The sequence below is a fragment of the Microcoleus sp. MON1_C5 genome, from assembly GCF_036701875.1.
Classification (GTDB): Bacteria; Cyanobacteriota; Cyanobacteriia; order Cyanobacteriales; family Microcoleaceae; genus Microcoleus.
This window is the reverse complement of record NZ_JAUBRN010000021.1, coordinates 65,459-86,956: the sequence shown is the minus strand read 5'-3', so window position 1 is coordinate 86,956 and position 21,498 is coordinate 65,459. Positions and strand designations below refer to the sequence as shown.

Sequence of the window (21,498 nt, the reverse complement as noted above, 5' to 3'; positions counted from 1 at the left end):
CGCCTCTTTTATATAGTTTTTACAGCATCCATTACCCCAAAAAATAATAATGGCTATTGGAAATGACTTTGTTGAAAGCTTACAAAAAGCGAGAGTTTTGCAAAAATCTATAACTCGCTCAGTCAAAGACTTGATTAAGGACTTTCAGAGCGGAAAAATTGTTGTACCATCCTATCAACGAACTTTTGTTTGGGATATCCCTAAGCAATGTCGTTTTATTGAATCGGTTTTTATGGATGTGCCAATTCCATCTATATTTTTACTGGAAAAGTTTGATGAAGAAAAAGATGAAAGAGTGTTTGAAGTAATTGATGGAGTTCAACGACTAACAACTTTGGCGCATTTTAGTAACGGAACTTTGAAGTTAACAAATCTTATAACGTTACCAGACCTAAACCAATTTACTTATCCGTCTCTACCACCGAAAATCAGCAGCCTTTTTTTAGAGCGTCAAATCAATACAATTGTTATTGAAACTGGGACACAGCCTGAAATACAATTTGAAGTTTTTGGACGACTTAATCAAGGCTCAGTTTCTCTTAATTCACAAGAATTAAGAAATTGTATGTTTCATGGTGAATTCAATGATTTTTTAAATCATTGTAGTCATTCTATCTTATACAGAGAATTATTATCACCTTTTCCTAAGTTCAAGCCAGTAAGAGAAGGCAAGCCAGATCCAAACAGGATGCTTGATGTTGAACTTATTCTAAGATTCTTTGCTTTTTATGAACTTTACAAGCCAGAATCAAATCAATATCCGGAAGCCAGAGGTGAAACGCTTAATAATTATATGAGGCGAAGAAAACCTAATGCGGATAAAAATTTCTTGCCACAAGTAAATTTAAGAGCCAACGAGGAGCTTGAATCTTTATTTGAGAAAGTCTTACGAATGGTTAAAGTCACCTTCAACGAGAAACAGTTTAGAAACTTTACCCTTAAAACAGATAAAGCTCAGTTTTCTCCACTTCTTAATCAAGCTATTTTCGATGTTCAAATGCAAGGTTTTGTTGATTATACAATAACCGATATACAGGACAAAACTGAAATTATCTATGAAGCATTTCTTGATATATGTTCTTATGACCGTAATTTTATAGATGCGATTTCACAGAGGACTGATTCCAAACTAAATGAACGTATAGGAATTTGGAAAAATAAGCTGAGTCAAGTTATCGAAAATTCACAGTCATATTATGAAAAGCTAGAGATGAAGCGACAACTGTTTAACTCTAATCCAATATGTAGTTCTTCAGGTAAAAGAATTGAAACAATTGATGAAACAGATTTTGTAGATGGGATGCTTTACCATAGATGTTCCTCTCCATCTCTTACCCAGACAGAATTACAGCCAAGAAAAAGAACTACAGTGAATTCGCCTACAAAATTTTATCTGAATGGTTCGCTCTATGAATTTGATAATATATTAGAGGCTATTTATATGATTCTAGAGTTTGTAGTAGATAGAATTAAAGAAGATGAATACTCAATAAATCGATTAGCTTCTTTGAGCTTTGTTGGAACCTATATGGAGTTGAGTGAGAAATCAAATAGAGAAACAAAGAAGTTCAAGTCACTTGGTATCGAAAATTCAAATTTTAAACAATTATATATTGATGTTAGTGGTGGCCGAACCGAAAATGTGCAGAATGTAACAGAAATAGCATCACTTTTTAGTTTTATGAGTGAATTTAAATTTGTCGAATAGTGAGATTATATTATCACATTCCCTGTATCCAGCAAATCGACAGAAATGGCAATTCGAGGCCTCTCCTCCTTCTTGAAACTGCAACCTAATTTTATTCTTGTTTAATGCCTGATACTCTCTTTGTTTTTACCATTTTTATACCAATCCCTATAGAGGCATAGAGGCAAAGTTATGATCCAAATAATTCTGAACTCAGAACAAGAAAATTTACTGCAACAACACTTAGAGACAGGGAAATATACAACCCCCGATCAGGTAATTACTGATGCTTTAAAAGCTTTGTCAGAAAAACAGCATCTTAATCAACCTCGGCAAGTAGTAACGATTCTTTCAGGAAAAACTGCACAAGATTTACTAGCAGAAAAAATCAAAATCAGCCGAGAACTTAAGAAGAGTTATCAGCCCGATCTGCACAAACAAGCTTTAGCTGAAGATTTTAGAAACTTATGTGAAGAAACCCAGGCTTTACACGCGGATCATCCTTTAACTGATGAAGAAATTGCCGAAGAAATTGCAGCTTATCGGAGAGGAGAATGAGAGTTGTTATAGATACTAATATTTTAGTATCTGCGGCGATTGCTGGAAGAAAACCAGCATCTGTTATTACCTGGGTTATCAATAAACCGGATTATGAATGGGTAGTTTCAGAAGAAATTTTAGCAGAGTATCAGGAGGTATTAAGTAGACGCAAACTAAAATTAACAGATGTTCAGAAAGAAAGATGGTTGAATTTGATTCAAGGTTCAACCCAACTCATTGATGTGTCTATAGAAATTGATTTTCCTAGAGATCAAAAAGATGCTAAGTTTATTGCTTGTGCACTCTCTGGTAATGCTGATTTTTTAATTACAGGCGATCGCGATTTTACTGAAGTTCAGAGTTTAGAGAATACGTTAATTATTTCTGTTTCTATGTTTGCAGAATTGATTATGAATTAGACTATGTTCAAAAAGACCAAAATTGCCGTAGCTTGCGGGCAGGGACGCGATCGCCCAAAACACCGACTTTTGTACTACATATATGTTACATTAACATTGTAGCTCGTGTCCCCGCAGGAGGTTCCCTCATGGCAAATGCCAATATTCCTCAAAATTTCAACTTAATCCTACCCGCAGGAACCCAAATTGTCACCAGAATTGAGGTCAAAAACCCCGCCAGTGACCAATCTTGGAAACCGGGATTAGTAGGTGTCATCGTTCAATCGCCTACCGACAATTCCCACGCATATTTAGTCAAACTCCCAGACGGAACACAAGTTAGTCTGCGGCGGCACGAACTCAGCATCCGCAAGCAGTTTCAGAGCGAAGGATTGCAGTCAGGAGGAGATTTTCTGGCAGAATACAACCTCTATGATTCTGTAATTTACCGCTGCATTGTTGGTTCGAGAGCTTACGGCCTTGATAACGAGCAATCCGATACAGACAGACGCGGGATTTACCTGCCGCCTGCAATACTTCATTGGTCGCTTTACGGCATTCCAGAACAATTGGAAAACAAGGAAAATCAGGAATGCTATTGGGAACTGCAAAAGTTTCTAGTTTTGGCACTAAAAGCTAATCCAAATGTGCTAGAATGTTTGTACACGCCTTTGGTAGAAACAGTTTCTCCTGTAGCACAAGAATTGCTCGAAATTAGGGAAATCTTTCTTTCTCAATTGGTTTATCAAACTTACAATAGCTACGTTTTGTCTCAATTTAAAAAAATGGAGCAAGACCTCCGCAATACCGGGGAAATTCGTTGGAAGCACGCGATGCACTTAATTCGCTTGTTGCTGTCCGGAATTACTGTCCTCAAGGAGGGGTTTGTGCCTGTTCGCGTGCAGGATTATCGATCGCAACTTTTATCGATCCGCAACCAAGAAATATCCTGGGATGAGGTGAATCGCTGGCGGTTGAGTTTGCACGGTGAGTTCGATCGCGCTTTTGCTGCAACTAAGTTGCCAGAACGTCCTAATTACGAGAAAGCGAACCTGTTTTTGATTAAATCTCGCAGAGGTGCGATCGAAGTCGGATCTTGAAATGGCTTCTTGTGAAACAAAGCCCGCCTGCATGGACTGGAATAAATGACAGAATACATCTCGAATCTCGCCCAAATTATCTCCGTTCAACCTTATCCGCTGTTGTTTGCGACTGTCAGCGGTTCGCATTTATACGGCTTTCCTTCCGCCGATTCTGACTTCGACTTGCGGGGAGTACACATCTTACCGCTACCGAAAGTAATTGGGCTGATTGCTGGAGAAGAAACAATCGAAGTTTCTGAAGTTCGGGAGGGAATGCAACTCGATTTAGTAACTCACGATATCAAAAAATTTTTTGAGTTGCTGTTGAAGCGCAACGGCTACGTCTTGGAACAACTGTATTCGCCGCTCATAGTTTACAGTACAAAGGAACACCAGGAATTAAAAAATCTCGCCTCGAACTGCATTACCAAGCACCACAGCCACCACTATCTCGGTTTTGCTCACAATCAGTGGAAATTGTTTGAGAAAGAACAGCCGCGCCGGGTGAAACCGCTGCTGTATGTTTACCGGGTGTTGCTGACTGGGATTCATTTGATGCAAACGGGGGAGGTAGAGGCAAATTTGGTAAAACTAAATGAAAAATTTCAGTTGTCGTACATTCCCGATTTGATTGCGAGAAAGCTCGGCGGGGAGGAAAAATCGGTGCTGGAAGATGCTGAGATCGAGTTTTATCGACAAGAGCGCGTTCGACTGGTTAATATATTGGTAGATGCAAGCAGTACAAGTCATTTGCCGTCAAATTCTGATGCAAAAGTTCCACTCAATGAACTATTGATTAAGGTGAGAATGTCATCTCTAAGCTGTTCCACGTCTAATTAGTCGTAAGGTGCGTATTGCTGCGGACGGGCGGGACGCCCAGCCCACAAGAGTTTGGTAAAATTTAATGTCGGATTCTGGAGACTATTTTCTCTAACTTCTCGCATCCGGCGGCAGACAAACCAAAATCTCTAATTTCCCCTTCGAGATTTGAAAAACTGCCGAAACCAGCGATATAACCGTTGACTCTTGCTGCTACAGTGGAGTTAACAAACTGAGTGCGATCGAATTCTTGCATCAGTTCCGGTTCCTGACGCAAATAATATTTTTGATGGTAATCCTCAGCCCAATAAAACTGGGTCAAAGGCTGAATTAATGTATAAATTTCGCCGCCATTAGCTTTTTCGCGATCGAGTTTTAGTTCAACACATTGCTTTTGGGATTCAGTGCGATAGAAAACCGCATCCATGTACTGGCGAGACCAACTAGGAGATTGCCGGGGATTGTGACTTCTCCAGAAAATCTCTAGCAGTTCTGCATAGGAAATTTGCGATCGCTCGAAATCTATTTCCACCGCTTCAATATGATTCCCTATGTTATGATAAGTCGGGTTGGCTGTAGTCCCGCCCGCATAACCGACGCGAGTTCGCACGACTCCTTCGAGAATTCCAAACTGCGCGTCGGGAGACCAAAAACAACCAAGTCCAAAAGTAGCTGTTTCTATTGTTTCTGGTAATTTAGTGTTCATTGGTGGCGGGTTGTGTGAAGAAGATTTTTTTTATTAACCGCAGAGGGCGCAGAGGGCGCAGAGAAAGAGGAAATAGAGAAATGTTGCTTTTGACAAATCACTTAGACTTATTTTTCGTACCTGCGCGGCGTGTAAACCCAAACATCTCCATAGTTGCGGGGAATAATCCGAGTCTGACTCGAACCGACAATAACTAAAGTTCTCATGTCGGCGTCTTCCGGCTGGAATTCGCCGAGGGTGCAAACGCGCACAGATTGACCGGGCCGGCCGAGGTTTCGCCCCAATATGACGGGGGTTTTAGCATCGCGACTTTGCAACAAAATCTCGATCGCCCTTGCGAGTTGCCAAATCCGCTGTTTCGAGATGGGATTGTAAAATGCCATAACTAAATCGGCAGCAGCAGCAGCCGCAATCCGCTGTTCTATGACCTCCCAAGGCTTGAGAATATCCGAAAGCGAAATCACGCAAAAATCGTGTCCGAGGGGTGCTCCGATCGCAGCAGCGGCCGCCTGCATGGCTGAAATGCCCGGTGCTACCCGAATATCGATGCCTTGCCATTCGGGTTTGGCGTCAAAGTCGATCGCCTCAAACACCGCCGCCGCCATCGCAAAAATACCCGGATCTCCCGACGAAACCACAGCTACAGATTGACCCGATGCTGCTAAATCTAGGGCAAAACGGGCGCGATCGATCTCTTCGCGGTTGTCGGAATCGTGCCGCTTTTGTCCTTCCCGCAGGGTTCCGGCTAAGTCGAGATAGAACTTGTAACCCACCCAATCCGTCGCTTCGCGCAAAATTTCCTTAACCTCCGGGGACATCCAGGGCGCGCCACCGGGGCCGGTACCGACGATCGCCAGTTTGCCGCGGCTAATTCCGATCGCGCTAGCATTTATGGGCTCGGCGGCCAGGGCGAGCGCGCAATTCAGGGATAAAGTGCGATCGCATTCGATTAACTGACTGTTTGCACCTGCTGCTGTCAGGGCAATTTGTGCAGCCTTATTTTCGATGAATTCAATTGAGTCTAATTCGACAAGTTCGGAGAGATTGAAAAAGCGGACGGGGACTTTAAAATATTGTGAAAGTGCTTCAAGTGCCGGATTTCCCATCTCATGTTTTAATGCAAAAAATCCAGCAACAGAAGCTGCTGCTAAATTTGTTTGGGCCAGTAATTCCTGCACGCAATACAGGGCTATTTCTGGCTGAATATTCGATAGATTCGCGAGTGCAACTGCTGCAATTTGCGGATGGTAAACCAAACAATCTGGCGTCGGCCCAATTGCTTTTTCGGTGACGCGGATAGTTAATTGGGCGTCGGGGGCGATCGGCAAATTGCTCTCGGAAAGCCAGCTTGCAACCCCTTCTAGGCCTACTTTTGCCCCGGCGAGCAAATTTGAAATAAAAGTCTTCGCGTCCTCTGGATTCGCCAAATAATAGCCTTGAGGAGGACTCAGCAACGCGGTGCGAAACCGAATATCTCCGGTGGTGGTAATTGCAGGTTGTACGCCGAGGGCTGCTGCAATCTCTCTGGCCAAATCATTAACGCCGTGCAAACCGCCCAGCAGCGGTACGACGGCGCTTCCGTCTTCTGCGACGGCTAAAACTGGCGGTTCGGCGCGTTTGTCTGACAGCAGCGGGGCGAGGGTACGGATGATTATTCCGGCGGCGCAAATAGCGATAATTGGGGTTTCTGTGGCAAACAATTCCCGCAATGTTTCGCCGAAGTTGCTAAAGTTGATGTCTGTGTCGTTCGTGCGATCGATTAAACCGTAAATCTGGGAACCGGGGAAATGTGCGGAGATTTTTTTGGCGATCGGCTGGCTGTTTTGACCTAATATAACTATTGCGGGAGGAATTCGATTCACTGTTTTAATTATGCTTGTGTTTGGATTGGTCTGATTATTTTAATATTTTCTTAGATTTGACGAACCGCGAAGGCGCGAAGGGCGCGAAGAAAGAGAAGGAAGAAGTTTATCTTTTGTGTTGTTCTGTCTGGAAGTGGCACAGGCATCTTGCCTGTGCTTTTCTGCAATTAGTCTATCATTAAAAGAAGCAAATATTTCGAGGTAGGGCTGTGAAACGCATTGTCTTAATTGCAGGGTTTGAATCTTTTAATGCTGATTTGTACCGCAAAGCGGCTGAGTTGGCTGTGGGTGGCTGTCAGGGATTGGAAGTGCGCGTTTTTAGCGATCGCGCCCTCGTAGACGAACCCGACGCTGTAGCAGCCGCCCTCTCGAATGCTGATGTGTTTTTCGGGAGTTTGCTGTTTGATTACGATGCGGTAATGTGGCTGCGGGAAAGGGTGCAGAATATTCCGATTCGCCTGGTTTTTGAGTCGGCTTTGGAATTGATGAGTCTTACTCAAATCGGCGCTTTTAAAATTGGCGACAAGCCGAAGGGAATGCCGAAGCCTGTTAAGTTTATTCTGGATAAGTTCAGCAATGGGCGAGAAGAAGATAAGCTGGCTGGTTACATCAGCTTTTTGAAGGTTGGGCCGAAGTTATTAAAGTATGTGCCGGTGCAAAAAGTGCAGGATTTGCGAAACTGGCTGATTATTTATGGTTACTGGAATGCGGGCGGGGCGGATAATGTTGTCTCGATGTTTTGGATTATTGCCGAAAAGTATTTGGGGCTGAAAGTTGCAGAAATTCCGCCGCCTGTGGAAACTCCCAATATGGGTTTGTTGCATCCTGATTATAATGGTTATTTTGAATCGCCTAGGCAATATTTGGATTGGTATCTGAGTCATCAAAGTGCTAGGGGCGGGCAAGATGCCCGTTCCACAAAAGAGGCTAGACATCTTGATAGAAAGGGTTATAACGGGCAAGATGCCCGTTCCACAAAATTTGAGAGTAATTTGTCGGAAAATTATGACCAGGTTTCTAACGGGCAAGATGCCCGTTCCACCAAATTTGGAACCAATGGGTTCCCTAATTTCAAGCAAGTAAAATCCCCTGTTGTGGGCATCTTGCTTTACCGCAAGCACGTTATCACCAAGCAGCCTTATATACCTCAATTAATTCGCTATTTTGAAGATGCGGGAATTGTGCCTTTGCCAATTTTTATCAATGGCGTTGAAGGCCATGTGGCGGTGCGGGATTGGATGACGACTGCTGATGAAACTGCACGGCGAAAACAAGGCAATATTGAAACTCTTTCGCTTTCTAAAGATGCTGTGGAAGTTGATGCCATTGTCTCTACTATTGGCTTTCCTTTGGTTGGCGGGCCTGCTGGTTCGATGGAGGGTGGAAGGCAGGTGGAAGTTGCTAAGCGCATTTTAACTGCTAAAAATGTACCTTATTTTGTGTCCGCACCTCTGCTGATTCAGGATATCCATTCTTGGACTCGTCAGGGGATAGGGGGTTTGCAAAGTGTGGTATTGTATGCTTTGCCTGAGTTGGATGGCGCGATCGATCCTGTTCCCCTGGGCGGTTTGGTGGGTGAGGATATTTATCTCGTGCCCGATCGCGCCAAACGCCTGACAAGTAGAATTAATAATTGGGTGAAACTGCGACAAACTCCGCCATCTCAAAGGAAAATTGCGATTATTCTCTACGGGTTTCCTCCCGGTTACGGTGCGGCTGGTACGGCTGCTTTATTAAATGTACCGAAATCGCTGCTAAATTTCCTGCACAAACTTCAAGCAGCAGGTTATACAGTTGGAGAAATTCCGGCTGACGGTGAGGAGTTAATTCGCAGGGTGAAAGAGGCGGATGAACCTACTTGTGACGGGCAAGATGCCCGTACCACAAAAGAGACTGTTAATGTCAAAACTTTAGAAAAATGGCTGGGCTATCTGTTAACAAGTCGTATCGAAAAACAGTGGGAATCTCTGACTGGTACTGGCATTAAGACAGACGGCGACGAGTTCCTTATCGGTGGCATTCAACTGGGGAATGTTTGGATAGGTTTGCAGCCGCCGCTGGGAATTTCGGGCGATCCGATGCGCTTAATGTTCGATCGCGATTTGACGCCTCACCCTCAATATGCTGCTTTTTACAAGTGGCTGCAAAATGATTTGCAAGCTGATGCTGTGGTTCACTTCGGAATGCACGGCACTGTTGAATGGTTGCCGGGATCTCCTCTGGGAAATACTGGCTATTCTTGGTCGGATATTTTGTTGGGAAGTTTGCCGAATCTTTATGTCTATGCCGCCAACAATCCCTCGGAATCGATGTTAGCAAAACGGCGCGGTTACGGTGTTTTGATTTCTCACAACGTGCCGCCCTATGGCCGCGCGGGCTTGTACAAGGAATTGATGGCTTTGCGGGATTTGATTGCGGAATATCGGGAAGATACGGCCAAGAATTATGTGTTGAAAGAGGCTATTTGTAAGAAAATTTTAGATAGCGGTTTGGAGGCTGATTGTCCGTTTGATGAGGCTCGCAAGTTGGGTATTGCTTTTAGTTTTGAGACTATGGTAATGTTCAGTCCTGATGCTTTTAATCGCTATTTGGTGAAGCTTTACGAGTATTTGCAGGTGGTGGAATGTCGCTTTTTTTCTTCTGGTTTGCACGTTCTCGGGGAACCGCCTAATTCTGAGGAAATGACCTCTTATCTTGAGGCTTATTTTGGGGAGAGGTTATCATCGGAACAGGTGCAAAAACTGGTTTGTGAAGAAAATGAACCGCAGAGGCGCAGAGGGCGCCGAGAAGAAGAGAAAGAGGGGTTGGATGGGGTTATTGAGGAGGGTTTGTTGGTGCGGGATTTGTTGTTGCAAACGACGGATGAGTTGACTAATCTTTTGCGGGGTTTGAATGGGGAATATATTCTGCCTGCACCGGGCGGGGATTTGTTGCGGGATGGGGCTGGGGTGTTGCCAACTGGCAGGAATATTCACGCTTTAGATCCTTATCGGATGCCTTCTCCGGCGGCTTATGAAAGGGGGCGCGAAATTGCTCGGAAAATTATTGAGAAGCACCTTGAGGAACATGGGAATTATCCTGAGACTGTGGCGGTGATGCTGTGGGGTTTGGATGCGATTAAGACTCGGGGCGAATCTATTGGAATTCTGCTGGAATTGGTGGGGGCTGAACCTCTGAAAGAGGGAACTGGCCGCATTGTTCGCTATGAATTAAAACCGTTAGCTGATGTCTGTCATCCCCGGATTGATGTGTTGGGAAATCTTTCGGGGATTTTCCGAGATAGCTTTGTGAATATTATTGAATTGTTGGATGATTTGTTCGTGCGGGCAGCGGATGCTGATGAACCGGAATCGGAGAATTTTATTCGCAAACACGCTTTAATTTTGCAGGGACAAGGTGTGCAGAATTATTCGGCAAGGTTGTTTTCTAATCCGGCTGGGGATTTTGGTTCTTTGGTTAACGATAGGGTTGTTGATGGTAGTTGGGAATCGGGGGATGAGTTGGGGAAAACTTGGGAAAGTCGCAATGTTTTTAGTTACGGGAGAAAGGATAAGGGGGAAGCGAGGCCAGAGGTTTTGACTCAGTTGTTGCAAGGGTGCGATCGCATAATTCAAGAAATTGATTCTGTTGAATACGGTTTGACTGATATTCAAGAGTATTATGCGAATACTGGCGGTTTGAAGAAAGCCGCAGAAAAGCAGCGCGGCAAAAAGGTTAACACGAGTTTTGTCGAAAGTTTTTCTAAGGATACAACTCCGCACAATTTAGAAGATTTGCTGCGCTTGGAATATCGAACTAAGTTGCTAAACCCTAAGTGGGCTAACGCGATGGCAAATCAAGGTTCTGGCGGCGCTTATGAAATTTCGCAGCGGATGACAGCGTTAATTGGTTGGGGCGGAACGGCTGATTTTACTGATAGTTGGGTTTACGATCAGGCGGCTGATACTTATGCTTTAGATCAGGAAATGGCGCAGAAGTTGCGGGAGGCCAATCCTGAAGCTTTTCGCAATATTGTCGGCAGAATGTTGGAGGCTAACGGGCGGGGTTTTTGGCTGCCCGATGCGGATAAGTTGCAGCAGTTGCGCGAGTTGTACGAGTTGACTGATGAGAAAATTGAAGGGGTGACAGTGTAGTTTTGTTAGTCTAAATATTTAGGGGCGGGCTAGAAGCCCACCCCACAATAGTTTCCAATTTTATCAGGTGCAAGTTAGAGGCGCGACTATTAAATACCCCGATCGCCCTGCGGTTTTGCTACAGGAACTGACGGTTTATTGTTTGGAGAATTAAAAGCTCGATCGACCATATCTCCAAAGGGAACAAACTGCGGTGCAGACGATGGAGCTCCGGTTCTGAACACTGCCACGGGCCCGCTGCCGTCTTGGGCAAAATTAATCAATCTCGTTAAAGCATCACCGGGATTTTTAGCATTTCGCTTGTCAAGGGTGAACAGCAGATTTTGAGAGTTGCAGCGCCCCCGTCCGTTCACGTAACAAACTACGGGCAAGTTATTAACAATTCCTGTTGTTAACTGCAAGTTGCTCAATCTTCCGCCATTCTGGGCAACAGCTTTGGTCAATCTATTGGAAACAATTTGACAGCGCTGCCAAGGTGTATATTCGCGGCCGAACTCGGTAGATTTCCAAAGAATCATCGGATCTGTCGTGACATTTCCCCGCCGCGCAATTGTGACAAAATTACGGCCAGAAGTAACGCACTGAAATGTTGTTCTAGTGCTATTCCCAGAGTTGCTGGTAGCTGCTTGCACTTGGCTTGCAAAGGCGACAGTACCGGCGAAAACTAAAGCGGATGCTAATAAGGGTGCAGTCAATTTCATAATAACTCCTGCCGCTAAGGCAGTTAAATTTATGTAGGAAGTCATAGTTGTAGGGACAGGGCAGTGTCGTGTCCCTACCTATTCAGATTCTGCTGGTTGGCTGTCGCACCCGGATATTTTTCAAATATTAAATTAGGTTAGTTGCACATCATATCTGTAGGTACATGGCACTGCCGTGTCCTTGTTTCAAAACTTGGGAACGCGGCTTTAGGGAAACGGCCCTGTCGTGTCCTTGTTTCAAAACTTCCAGGCTACGGCGGCACAAGTTCCCTAGATAGTCTTTTTAGCTACATTCTGCAAAACCAGGAGAGTCAACAATGATAAGTAAAACTACAAGGACAGCTCCGAAATTGGCTGGCAAATAACTTTTTATGAAACCTCGAATCATTGTTTGCGGGTTGGGCCACACGGGACACAAGATTTTTTGTTTGTTGAGACAGCAAGGAGCGATTGTGGTTGGTATTAGCGATCGCCCAATTCGCGGCGAAACTTCTGATGTGGTTGTCGGAAATTTGCAAGCAGCTTCTACCTTGTTGGCGGCTGGCATTCAAAACGCTCACACTTTAGTAATTGCAGCAGACGATGATGCTGTGAATTTGGCAATTTTGATGCAGGCGAGGATTCTCAATCCTCAGATTCGCATCATCAACAGATTGTTCAATACTAGCTTGGGCGACAGGATTGACCACACTTTGCCCGATCACACTTCCATGAGCGTTTCATCGTTGGCTGCTCCGGTTTTTGCCTTTGCGGCTCTCGGAAGTCAGGCGATCGGACAGTTGCGTTTGTTCGATCGCACTTGGCCGATTCACGAAGAATATATCGATGAAACACATCCTTGGAAAAATCGCAAACTGAGCGATTTGTGGGACGATCGATCGCGAATGTTGATTTATTATCTGCCGGCTGCTAACAAAACTGATTTAGTATCGGCGGTGCTTGCCGATCGGCAGTGTCAGCAGGGCGATCGGCTAATTGTTGCCACTCAGCCGACTATCCGCAGCTCCCAAAAAACTTTAACTCAAAAACTGCTCAAAACATTAACTAGGCTGCACAGATTTCAGCAGCACAGCCAAGCAGCAGTAATTGTTGTATTGACGCTGCTGTCAATGATTGCCGTTGCTACTGCTACCTATATTTGTGTTGACAATAATATCTCACTTGTTGATTCTCTCTATTTTTCAGTCGGGATGATTACGGGAGCCGGAGGTCATGAAAAAGTAGCCGAACAAGCTCCCGAAAGCATTAAACTATTTACAGTTGTGATGATGTTAGTTGGAGCCGGCATCATCGGCATCTGCTACGCACTGCTCAACGATTATGTATTGGGAACTCGCTTTACCGAATATTGGGATGTGGCGCGAGTTCCGCAGCGCAATCATTACATTATTTGCGGACTCGGAGGAATTGGCATCCAAATTGCAAAAGAACTGCACACTAACGGTTACGATATTGTGGCGATCGAGCAAGATCCGAACAGCCGATTTCTGAGCACGGCTCGCTCAATGAAAATTCCGGTCATTCAGGGAAGTGCTAGTTTGCCCGCAACTCTGGAAGCTGCTAATGTTAAGCAAGCGGCAGCACTTTTGGCGGTAACTAGCAGCGATATGTCTAATGTCGAAATTGCCTTGAGCGCTAAAGGATTGGCACCAAAACTATCAGTTATTGTCCGCAATCAAGACCCACATTTTGCTTTGATGGTGCAGCAAGTTTTTGAGTTTGAAGGAGTTTTGAACCCGACGGAATTGGCTGCTCCTGCTTTCGCGGCGGCGGCGATTGGAGGCAGAATTTTGGGCAACGGAATGACTGCTGACAGTCTATGGGTTTGCTTAGCCACATTGATTACGCCAAAACATCCTTTTTGCGGCCACCGTATTCAAGATGCTGCTAAGTCTGCTGATTTTGTGCCTCTTTATGTGGAAGCTAAATGTCAAACTCTCCACGGCTGGGATTTACTCAATTGTTGTTTGAGTACGGGGGATGTTTTGTATTTGACGATGCCGGCGAATCGGTTGGAGCAACTGTGGAGAACCACCTCGGAATTAATTAAAACTTAATGGTTTGACGCGGGAATTTATGTTGGCGATCGCTCAATTGCAACTACAAACCTGATAAAATGGGGCCTGTATAGTAAATAGGACTTACGGCTAATTCTCAGAAACCCGGTTTATTCCCGGATTTCTCCCGGGTTTCTTAGCGCAAGTCCTAGTATAAATAACCAACAGAGTCTCAATTAGTTGCAGTTTAGAATGAGAAAATTTTTAGCATTATGTGTGTTTGGGCTGATAATGGCGATCGCCTCTGTAGCTGTGGCGGCTCAACCTTTGTTCGTCTCTTATCCTCCAGCCAACCACAAAACTACAGCCGATCGCATCTTTTTAATCGGCACAGCGCCCGCACCGGGACAAGTGTTAGTAAATGGCAACCAAATTTCGCGCACCGCATCGGGGCATTTCGCCCCAACTTTTCCGCTGCAACTCGGCGAAAATCTCTTTACCTTGCGTTACGAAAATCAGGAAGTCAAAATTAAGGTGACGCGCGAGTCTAATCAGCCGGAAGTCCCTGTAGGATTGGCTTTTGCTAAAGATTCCCTGACGCCGAAAGTCGATGTGGCGAGTTTGCCGGGGGAATATATTTGCTTTGGGGCGATCGCACCTGCGAATGCTCAAGTTTCAGTAAAATTGGCGGGCGTTACTATTCCTTTAAAAGCGCGATCGCAAGTCGAACTACCCGACAACAAATCTGTACTGTTAGGTGAAAACTCCCCGATCAAAAAAAGCGGCAGCGAACAGTATCAAGGCTGCGCTCAAACCCCCCCCAACCCCCCCTTGCTAAGGGGAGGCAATGAGTCTAATGCTTCCTTGGTCAGGGCGGAAAATGAGTCTAACTCCTCGCTACCAAAAACGGAAAAAGTGGATTTAGGAGTGCCTGTATTTGAGCTAACAATGAATAATCAAACTATCAGCCAGCAGGGTACTGGCAAGATTTCTATTCTTTCTCCGGCTGACTTAGAAATAGCCGAAGTAACAGCAGATCCTGGCGTTGCCCGAACCGGCGCGAGTACAGATTTTTCTCGGATGACACCGCTGCCGAAGGGAACGCGAGCAACAGTTATCGGGCGCGAGGGAGAATGGCTCAGACTCGATTACGGTGCTTGGATTAAAGCATCAGAAGTGCAAATTGTCAAGGATGCAGTGCCTCCGCGATCGATTATTCGCAGCGCCAGTTCGCGTCAAGTTTCCGGCTGGACAGAGGTCTTATTTCCCTTAGAAATACCCGTCCCAGTCACTGTGCAAGAAGGAGAACGCACTTTCACTTTAACTCTGTACAATACTACCGCTCAAACTGACATTATTCGCATCCAGGATGACCCCGTAATTTCGCGTTTGGAATGGCAACAAATATCGCCGCTGCAAGTACAATACACTTTTAATCTCAAATCCGCCCAACAGTGGGGTTACAAGTTGAGATACGACGGCACAACTTTAGTGTTGTCTTTAAAACACCCGCCTGCGAATACAAGCGCGGTGCCCAATTCGCAAGCAAAGCCGCTGTCGGGAATTAAGATTCTGATCGATCCGGGACACGGCGGGCCGGAGGATGGAGGTGCTGTGAGTCCAGTGGGGATTAGAGAAAAAACAGTAGCTTTAACTGTGTCGAAATTGGTGCGAGAAGAATTGGTAAATCGGGGCGCGAATGTGCTAATGACGCGGGTAGAAGATGTCGATTTGGATTTGCCACCAAGGGTGGAAATGATTCAAAAAGAAGAACCTGCGATCGCACTTTCAATTCACTACAATGCTTTGCCGGATAACGGCGACGCGATTAAGACTAAAGGCGTCGGCGCTTTCTGGTTTCACCCGCAATCCCACAGTTTGGCAATGTTTTTGCACAATTATTTAGTTGCCAAGTTGAACCGTCCGAGCTATGGTGTATTCTGGAACAACTTAGCCATGACTCGTCCTGCCGTTGCTCCATCTGTTTTAATGGAATTGGGATTTCTCATAAATCCTGAAGAGTTTGAATGGATTGTGAATCCAACAGAACAGAAGAAGTTAGCCGAGGCGATCGCCCAAGGTGTTACCGAATGGTTTTCCTCTGTCAAATAACAGTTAGTAGTAAGGACTGAAGTCCTTCTACCAAAAATCATAGTCAGGACTTCAGTTCGGTCAATCCAAGGAAATGAAATAATGCTAATTTTTACTCAATCAAAAGCCTTTTTTATTGCAGCGGTAGTTGCAAGTCTTAGCTTCTCACTTTACAGCTTTCCTGTTTTCGGCAAGCAGCAAAGTCTTTCACCCGCAAAAGCAGAAGCTTTAAAAAAGCAAACTCAATGCTCGTTTATTACAGGTGAAGGTGGCGCTGTTAACATTCGCAAAGGCCCCGGCAATCAGTACCCGGTTGTTGCTAAATTGAAAAGGGGAGACGGAGTTAGGGCTGTCAGCAGACAAGGTAAGTGGGTGAAAATTGCGGCCAGATTTTCGGGTAATCCTCCTAATGAAACTTTGACAATCCTTGACGGTTGGGTGAACAATCAATTTATTAATGGCTGTTCCGAAGACCAATTTGACAGGTGGCGGCAATAGGGGATTTGGTTTGTAGTAAGGATTTCAGTCCTTAGTTGAGATGAAAGCTAAAGTTTTCACTACAAACCACACCGGAAGATTTTTTAAAGTGGTACAAAAAAGACGATCGCCCTGATTCATTGTTGCATTCTCAACCAGCTAAACACCTGTTCGGCGGTGATATTCAGGGGAATCATTTCGGGAACAGGAAGGACATCGCTACCTTCGCAGAATTGCGGTTGTTGGTTGGGCAAAAAGGCTAAAATCGATCGATCGTCTGGATCGATTAGCCACCCCAACTGACAATTATGTTGCAGACAGTGAATGATTTTTTTAGTTACGCGATTTGAGCTTTGTTGTGGCGAGAGAATTTCGATCGCCCAATACGGTGCAATTAGCACATCATCCAATGGTTCACCGCTCTCATCAAATTGAATTTGTTCCCACAATAGTACCGCAATATCTGGAACAATCGATCGACCGCCAAAGGTGCACCGCAACTCTGGAAAAGCATAAGCTATCTTGGGAGTTTGCGTCACCTGATTAATTTCGTTGCAGGTTATTAATTGCAATAGACTGTGCTTTGTTTTCGGCATAGGTTTTTGGAGAACCTCCCCCTCAATGTATTCGCTGGCAGGTTTAGTTTCTGGCAGTTTCAGAAATTGTTCAAGAGTAAGGCGCTCAGTTGCGATCGTCATAAATAAATTCCTCAATGCTACCTATCTTCAGTGTAAACCAAAAAATAGTTATCTTGCATGAAACTGGTGTAATATCGCCTAATTTTCCGGAACAATCTGCTGTTTAAATTCAAACAAATTAGGATTGGTAGGGTCATAAAAAGCCCGCAACCAATGCACGTTGGGAGAACCAAAAGTTTCAACTCTAGTAAAATTTTTCATTCTCGGTAGTTGAGTCTCATCGGTAAAATAGGGTAAAGGTTTATCGATGCGGAAATAGTGAGTATCGCCGTGGACGAATACAACTTGTCCTGGGAAATTGCCTGTTTCTGTTTCCAGAGTTGAGATAAAATCGTTGTAGCCACTTCTTCTTTTGTCCGTCGGATCGAGTTCAAATCCCGGATTTGCCTGTGCAACTAACATAATTCCTTTGCTGTTGCTGCGTTTGGCTAAAGCAAAACATTCTTTGATCCACGCTAAGTTAGCTGAATTGCGATCGGCATATTCTGCATCTGCTTTGGGAGTGCGACCAAAATTGTTGTTGCTTCCCGGCATATTAATCGCCACAAACACAACTCCATGATAAATCCAGCGAACATTTTCGCGGAATTTAGCAAACTGCGGGTTTTCGCTTTGACGGGTGAGAGTTAAGGTGCGCTTTCCCAAACTTTGATTACCTTGGTTGAAAATCTCCCGCAGTTTAGCGAGTCTTTCTACTGGATCGTAACTGCCGTTATTTGAACGGTGGCAATCCGTCCATTCGTTGTCACCATAAACTAGAATAAATGGAATTTTAAAATTATCAAATAACTGCTTGCGACTCACAAAAGTTGCATCATCGCAGACACTAGAACCGTTTTTAATGTCGCCGTCGTGGACGACAAACGCTGCGGGCGATCGATTGATATCTGCAATTAAACTCGGAAATTTTGCTTCTTGTTCGGCACTGTAGGGCAAATCGCCAATTAAGGCAAATTCAAAAGGTCTATCACCCGAAGTTTGAGCGTAAGTTAAAACCCCAAAACCCGTAATTGCTACAAAAACAATTAAGGCAAGAATTAGATAGTTTTTTTTCATTTTTTTAGCAGTAGGTAAATTATTTATGATACCATATAAGCCGACAAATCACTATCAAAAATCATGAATTTTCGTCGGTTGCTCTCGGTAATTGCCATGCTTTCGATCGCAGGCTGCAATATCCAAACGCCACAAACCAACACACAGCCTACAGAAAGTCGATCGCCAATAGCAACTCCTGTTCCCCCCAAACCACAGTCTGAGATCAAAGAAGCGAAACTAATTGCTGTCGGCGACATCATGATGCACAGTACCCAAACGCGATCGGGCTACGACGCAAAAAAGAAAACATACAATTTTGACAATTTCTTCGCACCAGTTAAAAGTATCCTGTCAACAGGCGATTGGGTCATCGGAAATCTCGAAACACCTTTAGCGGGCGAAGATGCGGGCGGATATACGGGATATCCGCTATTTAACGCACCGGCTCAATTAGCGGATGCGACTAAAAAAGCCGGATTTAATATATTGACAACCGCCAACAATCATGCTTTAGACCGTGGAGAAAAAGGGGTAATTAGGACGATCGCCAATCTGAGCGATCGCAAAATTGCGTTCACAGGAACAGCCACATCAGCCGCCGAAGCTTCACGCACTTTCATCAGCACCAAAAACAACATTTCACTAGCCCTGCTAGCCTACACCTACGGCACAAACGGCATTCCCATACCCAAAGGCAAAGACTACTTAGTTTCGCTAATAGACGAAAAAAAGATAGTCAAAGACATTGCCAAAGCCCGAAAGCAAGGAGCAGATATTATCGCAATTTCCCTGCATTTTGGCGACGAATATCAGCGACAGCCAAACACCCAACAAAAACAATTAGTGGAAAACCTATTAAAAGCTGGTGCAGACATCATTCTCGGCAGCCATCCCCACGTCGTCCAACCTTACAAAATTTTTAACTTTCCCGGAAAAAATGGCAAAACTCGCAAAGCTGTAGCAATTTATTCAATGGGAAACTTCATTTCCGGTCAGAATAAAAAATATACAGACTTAGGCGTAATTTTGCAAGTAAATATTCGCAAAACATTTCCCGAAAAAACTACAGAAATTACCAGCATCAAAACCTTTCCGACTTGGGTACACCGCTATACTCAGAACAATAAAACTAACTATCGCGTTTTGCCCTTAGAAACAACTGTCAGCCAGAAAAAAGATGCACTACTCGCAACTTCACAGTATCCGGTTTTATCAAAATATTTGCAGGATATGAACAATCATCTTAACTCTTTGGAGAGTCCGAAAAAATCTAAGTAATTGGGTATTCGAGGCACAGCCGATCAATTTGTATTCCCAGGCAGAGGCTGGAAGGAAGTTTATGTTTTGTGAAACAGGCATCTTGCGTGTTAGTAACCTTTGGGGGCGGGCAAGATGCCCACCCCACAAAAAAATTTATGTCTTGTGAAACAGGCATCTTGCCTGTTACTAAAATTGAGGCAAGATGTGAGTAAGATTAAATTAATTCAATTGCTCCCTCAGCCAAGCGATCGCCCCTTCAACATCCGCAACCCGCTCAACATCGGGTATCGGCGGTCGCTGCACCATCACAACCGGAATTCCTAGTTCCCTAGCCGCAGCAATTTTAGCATAAGTAGCCCCGCCCCCGCTGTTTTTGCTAACAATTGTATCAATCTGATATTCTAATAGTAGTTGCCGCTCGTCTTCCAATGAAAAAGGCCCCCTTGCTAATAACAATTTACCATTAGGAACAGGAGAATTGAGTGCAGGAGGATCGATCGCCCGCATCAAAAACCAAATAGCATCCAAACCTGCAAACTCCGCCAATTCCTGCCTACCAATGGTGAGAAACACCCGCTGAGACTGCCCTAATAAAGCTTTTGCAGCCTCCGAGTGGCTGGCAACTTCAATCCAGCGATCGCCCTCCACCCTCTCCCAAGCGGGACGCACCAGCATCAAATAGGGCACATTACATTCAGCAGCAGCAACAGCAGCATTGGCAGAAATCTGAGCCGCAAACGGATGAGTAGCATCAATTAACAAGTCGATCGGGCGATCGAGCAAAAACTGCGCCAGCCCAGCCGCCCCACCAAACCCCCCAATTCGCACCGTACCCGTTTTTGGGGTAAAAGGCTGTTGAGTGCGTCCTGCTAGCGAAGATACGACCTCAATTTCAGCAATTTGAGACGCTCTTACCGCCAGTTCCGCAGCATCCCCCGTCCCGCCCAAAATTAGCAACCGTTTTTTCACCAAATTCTCCCTAACTTATTGAGATTTTAGATTTTAGATTTTAGATTTGTAAATGACTGATGAAATAAGGGTTCGGAGGTTGCCTACAGTCACATCCTTTTTTGAAACTGGTACTATCCAAGCAACGCCCGCAATTTCGGTTAATAATATGTTTAGTAAAGTTTAAACTGCCAACAACGATGATTCGCTCACTTTTGACATTTTTTACAGTATTAATTGTAACCGGGTTAGTTTGGTTGGGAAATATAGCGCCCGCTACCGCACAAGTACAACCAACAGATATCGCCACTCCCGAACAGGAACTGGGAGAACTCGTTCAAAAAGCTTTTGAAGCTACAAATGAAGGCAAATTTCCCGCCGCTGAAACTTTTTGGACTCAAATTATTGACAAATTTCCCTCACAAGCCCCCGCTTGGAGCAACCGAGGCAATTCTAGAGTCAGCCAAAACAAGCTGCAAGCCGCAATTTCCGACTACGAAAGAGCGATCGAACTAGCTCCCGACGCCCCCGATCCCTACCTAAACCGCGGCACAGCCTTAGAAGGTTTAGGACGCTGGGAAGAAGCGATCGCCGACTACAATCACGTGCTAGAATTAGACCCCAAAGATCCAGCAGCCTACAACAACCGAGGCAACGCCGAAGCAGGTTTAGGAAAATGGGAACAAGCAATTGCCGACTACCGCAAAGCCTTTGAATTAGCCCCCGAATACGCCTTTGCCCGCGCCAACCACGCCCTCGCACTTTATCAAAACGGGCAAACTAAAGAAGCAATTCGCAACATGAAAAACATCGTCCGCAGATACCCCCAATTTGCCGACATGAGAGCCGCCCTCACCGCCTGTCTTTGGGAAGCCGGGAAGCGCGGCGAAGCTGAGAGCAATTGGGTAGCAGCAGTCGGCCTCGATTCCCGCTACAAAGACATCGATTGGGTTGCCCATACCCGGCGCTGGCCACCAGTTGCAGTCAGTGCATTAGACAAATTCTTGCACTTGCAATAATCTCAAAGGGAAAGTTGACTGTTGACTGTTAACTGTTGACTG

At 44.9% G+C, this 21,498-nt stretch carries 17 protein-coding genes; 11 read left to right on the top strand and 6 right to left on the bottom strand.

From position 1 onward, the window contains the following. The first annotated feature begins 49 nt into the window (after positions 1 to 49). The 5 genes from QUA71_RS12865 to QUA71_RS12845 all read left to right on the top strand — a co-directional run bounded on the left by QUA71_RS12865 (position 50) and on the right by QUA71_RS12845 (position 4,547). Positions 50 to 1,708, top strand: coding sequence for a DUF262 domain-containing protein (locus QUA71_RS12865; RefSeq protein WP_333285418.1), 1,659 nt, complete (start codon positions 50 to 52; stop codon positions 1,706 to 1,708). A 171-nt stretch (positions 1,709 to 1,879) separates the two neighbouring features. Next, on the top strand, positions 1,880 to 2,245 hold the full coding sequence (locus tag QUA71_RS12860; protein ID WP_333285416.1) for a hypothetical protein: 366 nt from the start codon (positions 1,880 to 1,882) through the stop codon (positions 2,243 to 2,245). Continuing rightward, positions 2,242 to 2,646 (top strand): putative toxin-antitoxin system toxin component, PIN family, encoded by a 405-nt coding sequence (locus tag QUA71_RS12855; protein WP_333285414.1) that lies wholly within the window; start codon positions 2,242 to 2,244, stop codon positions 2,644 to 2,646. The genes QUA71_RS12860 and QUA71_RS12855 overlap by 4 nt, the downstream gene beginning before the upstream one ends. A gap of 128 nt (positions 2,647 to 2,774) precedes the next feature. Further along, a complete protein-coding gene (locus QUA71_RS12850) occupies positions 2,775 to 3,725 on the top strand; it encodes a DNA polymerase beta superfamily protein (RefSeq protein WP_333285412.1) in 951 nt (316 codons plus the stop codon). Between the two features lie 45 nt (positions 3,726 to 3,770). Further along, a complete protein-coding gene (locus QUA71_RS12845; protein ID WP_333285410.1) occupies positions 3,771 to 4,547 on the top strand; it encodes a DNA polymerase beta superfamily protein in 777 nt (258 codons plus the stop codon). 61 nt (positions 4,548 to 4,608) lie between these two features. On the opposite strand, the gene msrA is transcribed toward QUA71_RS12845, so the two are convergent. Together msrA and cobJ are read right to left on the bottom strand one after the other, a co-directional pair. Then, positions 4,609 to 5,232, bottom strand: a complete 624-nt coding sequence (gene msrA, locus QUA71_RS12840; RefSeq protein ID WP_333285409.1) for a peptide-methionine (S)-S-oxide reductase MsrA — start codon at positions 5,230 to 5,232, stop codon at positions 4,609 to 4,611. Between the two features lie 107 nt (positions 5,233 to 5,339). Then, positions 5,340 to 7,094, bottom strand: coding sequence for a precorrin-3B C(17)-methyltransferase (gene cobJ / locus QUA71_RS12835; protein WP_333285408.1), 1,755 nt, complete (start codon positions 7,092 to 7,094; stop codon positions 5,340 to 5,342). 209 nt (positions 7,095 to 7,303) lie between these two features. On the opposite strand from cobJ, the gene QUA71_RS12830 reads away from it, so the two are divergent. Continuing rightward, positions 7,304 to 11,227, top strand: a complete 3,924-nt coding sequence (locus tag QUA71_RS12830) for a cobaltochelatase subunit CobN (RefSeq protein WP_333285406.1) — start codon at positions 7,304 to 7,306, stop codon at positions 11,225 to 11,227. Positions 11,228 to 11,316: 89 nt separating this feature from the next. Here the strand turns inward: QUA71_RS12830 and QUA71_RS12825 are convergent, their stop codons facing one another. Continuing rightward, on the bottom strand, positions 11,317 to 11,928 hold the full coding sequence (locus QUA71_RS12825; RefSeq protein ID WP_333285403.1) for a COP23 domain-containing protein: 612 nt from the start codon (positions 11,926 to 11,928) through the stop codon (positions 11,317 to 11,319). Between the two features lie 371 nt (positions 11,929 to 12,299). Between QUA71_RS12825 and QUA71_RS12820 the strand changes: the two genes are divergently transcribed. The 3 genes from QUA71_RS12820 (at position 12,300) to QUA71_RS12810 (ending at position 16,514) form a co-directional block, all read left to right on the top strand. Then, positions 12,300 to 13,985 carry an NAD-binding protein gene (locus QUA71_RS12820; RefSeq protein ID WP_333285401.1) on the top strand — a complete coding sequence of 562 codons (1,686 nt, stop codon included), beginning with the start codon at positions 12,300 to 12,302 and terminating at the stop codon, positions 13,983 to 13,985. 192 nt (positions 13,986 to 14,177) lie between these two features. Beyond that, positions 14,178 to 16,037, top strand: coding sequence for an N-acetylmuramoyl-L-alanine amidase (locus QUA71_RS12815; protein WP_333285399.1), 1,860 nt, complete (start codon positions 14,178 to 14,180; stop codon positions 16,035 to 16,037). A gap of 81 nt (positions 16,038 to 16,118) precedes the next feature. Next, on the top strand, positions 16,119 to 16,514 hold the full coding sequence (locus tag QUA71_RS12810; protein WP_333285397.1) for an SH3 domain-containing protein: 396 nt from the start codon (positions 16,119 to 16,121) through the stop codon (positions 16,512 to 16,514). A 116-nt stretch (positions 16,515 to 16,630) separates the two neighbouring features. Here the strand turns inward: QUA71_RS12810 and QUA71_RS12805 are convergent, their stop codons facing one another. Together QUA71_RS12805 and QUA71_RS12800 are read right to left on the bottom strand one after the other, a co-directional pair. Further along, positions 16,631 to 17,191, bottom strand: coding sequence for a Uma2 family endonuclease (locus tag QUA71_RS12805; RefSeq protein WP_333285395.1), 561 nt, complete (start codon positions 17,189 to 17,191; stop codon positions 16,631 to 16,633). A 78-nt stretch (positions 17,192 to 17,269) separates the two neighbouring features. Further along, positions 17,270 to 18,247 carry a hypothetical protein gene (locus QUA71_RS12800; protein ID WP_333285393.1) on the bottom strand — a complete coding sequence of 326 codons (978 nt, stop codon included), beginning with the start codon at positions 18,245 to 18,247 and terminating at the stop codon, positions 17,270 to 17,272. Between the two features lie 63 nt (positions 18,248 to 18,310). Between QUA71_RS12800 and QUA71_RS12795 the strand changes: the two genes are divergently transcribed. Beyond that, positions 18,311 to 19,507, top strand: a complete 1,197-nt coding sequence (locus QUA71_RS12795) for a CapA family protein (RefSeq protein ID WP_333285391.1) — start codon at positions 18,311 to 18,313, stop codon at positions 19,505 to 19,507. Positions 19,508 to 19,708: 201 nt separating this feature from the next. Here the strand turns inward: QUA71_RS12795 and QUA71_RS12790 are convergent, their stop codons facing one another. Next, complete coding sequence (locus QUA71_RS12790; protein ID WP_333285389.1) at positions 19,709 to 20,458, bottom strand: cobalt-precorrin-6A reductase; 750 nt, start codon at positions 20,456 to 20,458, stop codon at positions 19,709 to 19,711. A 179-nt stretch (positions 20,459 to 20,637) separates the two neighbouring features. On the opposite strand from QUA71_RS12790, the gene QUA71_RS12785 reads away from it, so the two are divergent. After that, complete coding sequence (locus QUA71_RS12785) at positions 20,638 to 21,456, top strand: tetratricopeptide repeat protein (protein ID WP_333285387.1); 819 nt, start codon at positions 20,638 to 20,640, stop codon at positions 21,454 to 21,456. The last annotated feature ends 42 nt before the right edge of the window (positions 21,457 to 21,498 follow it).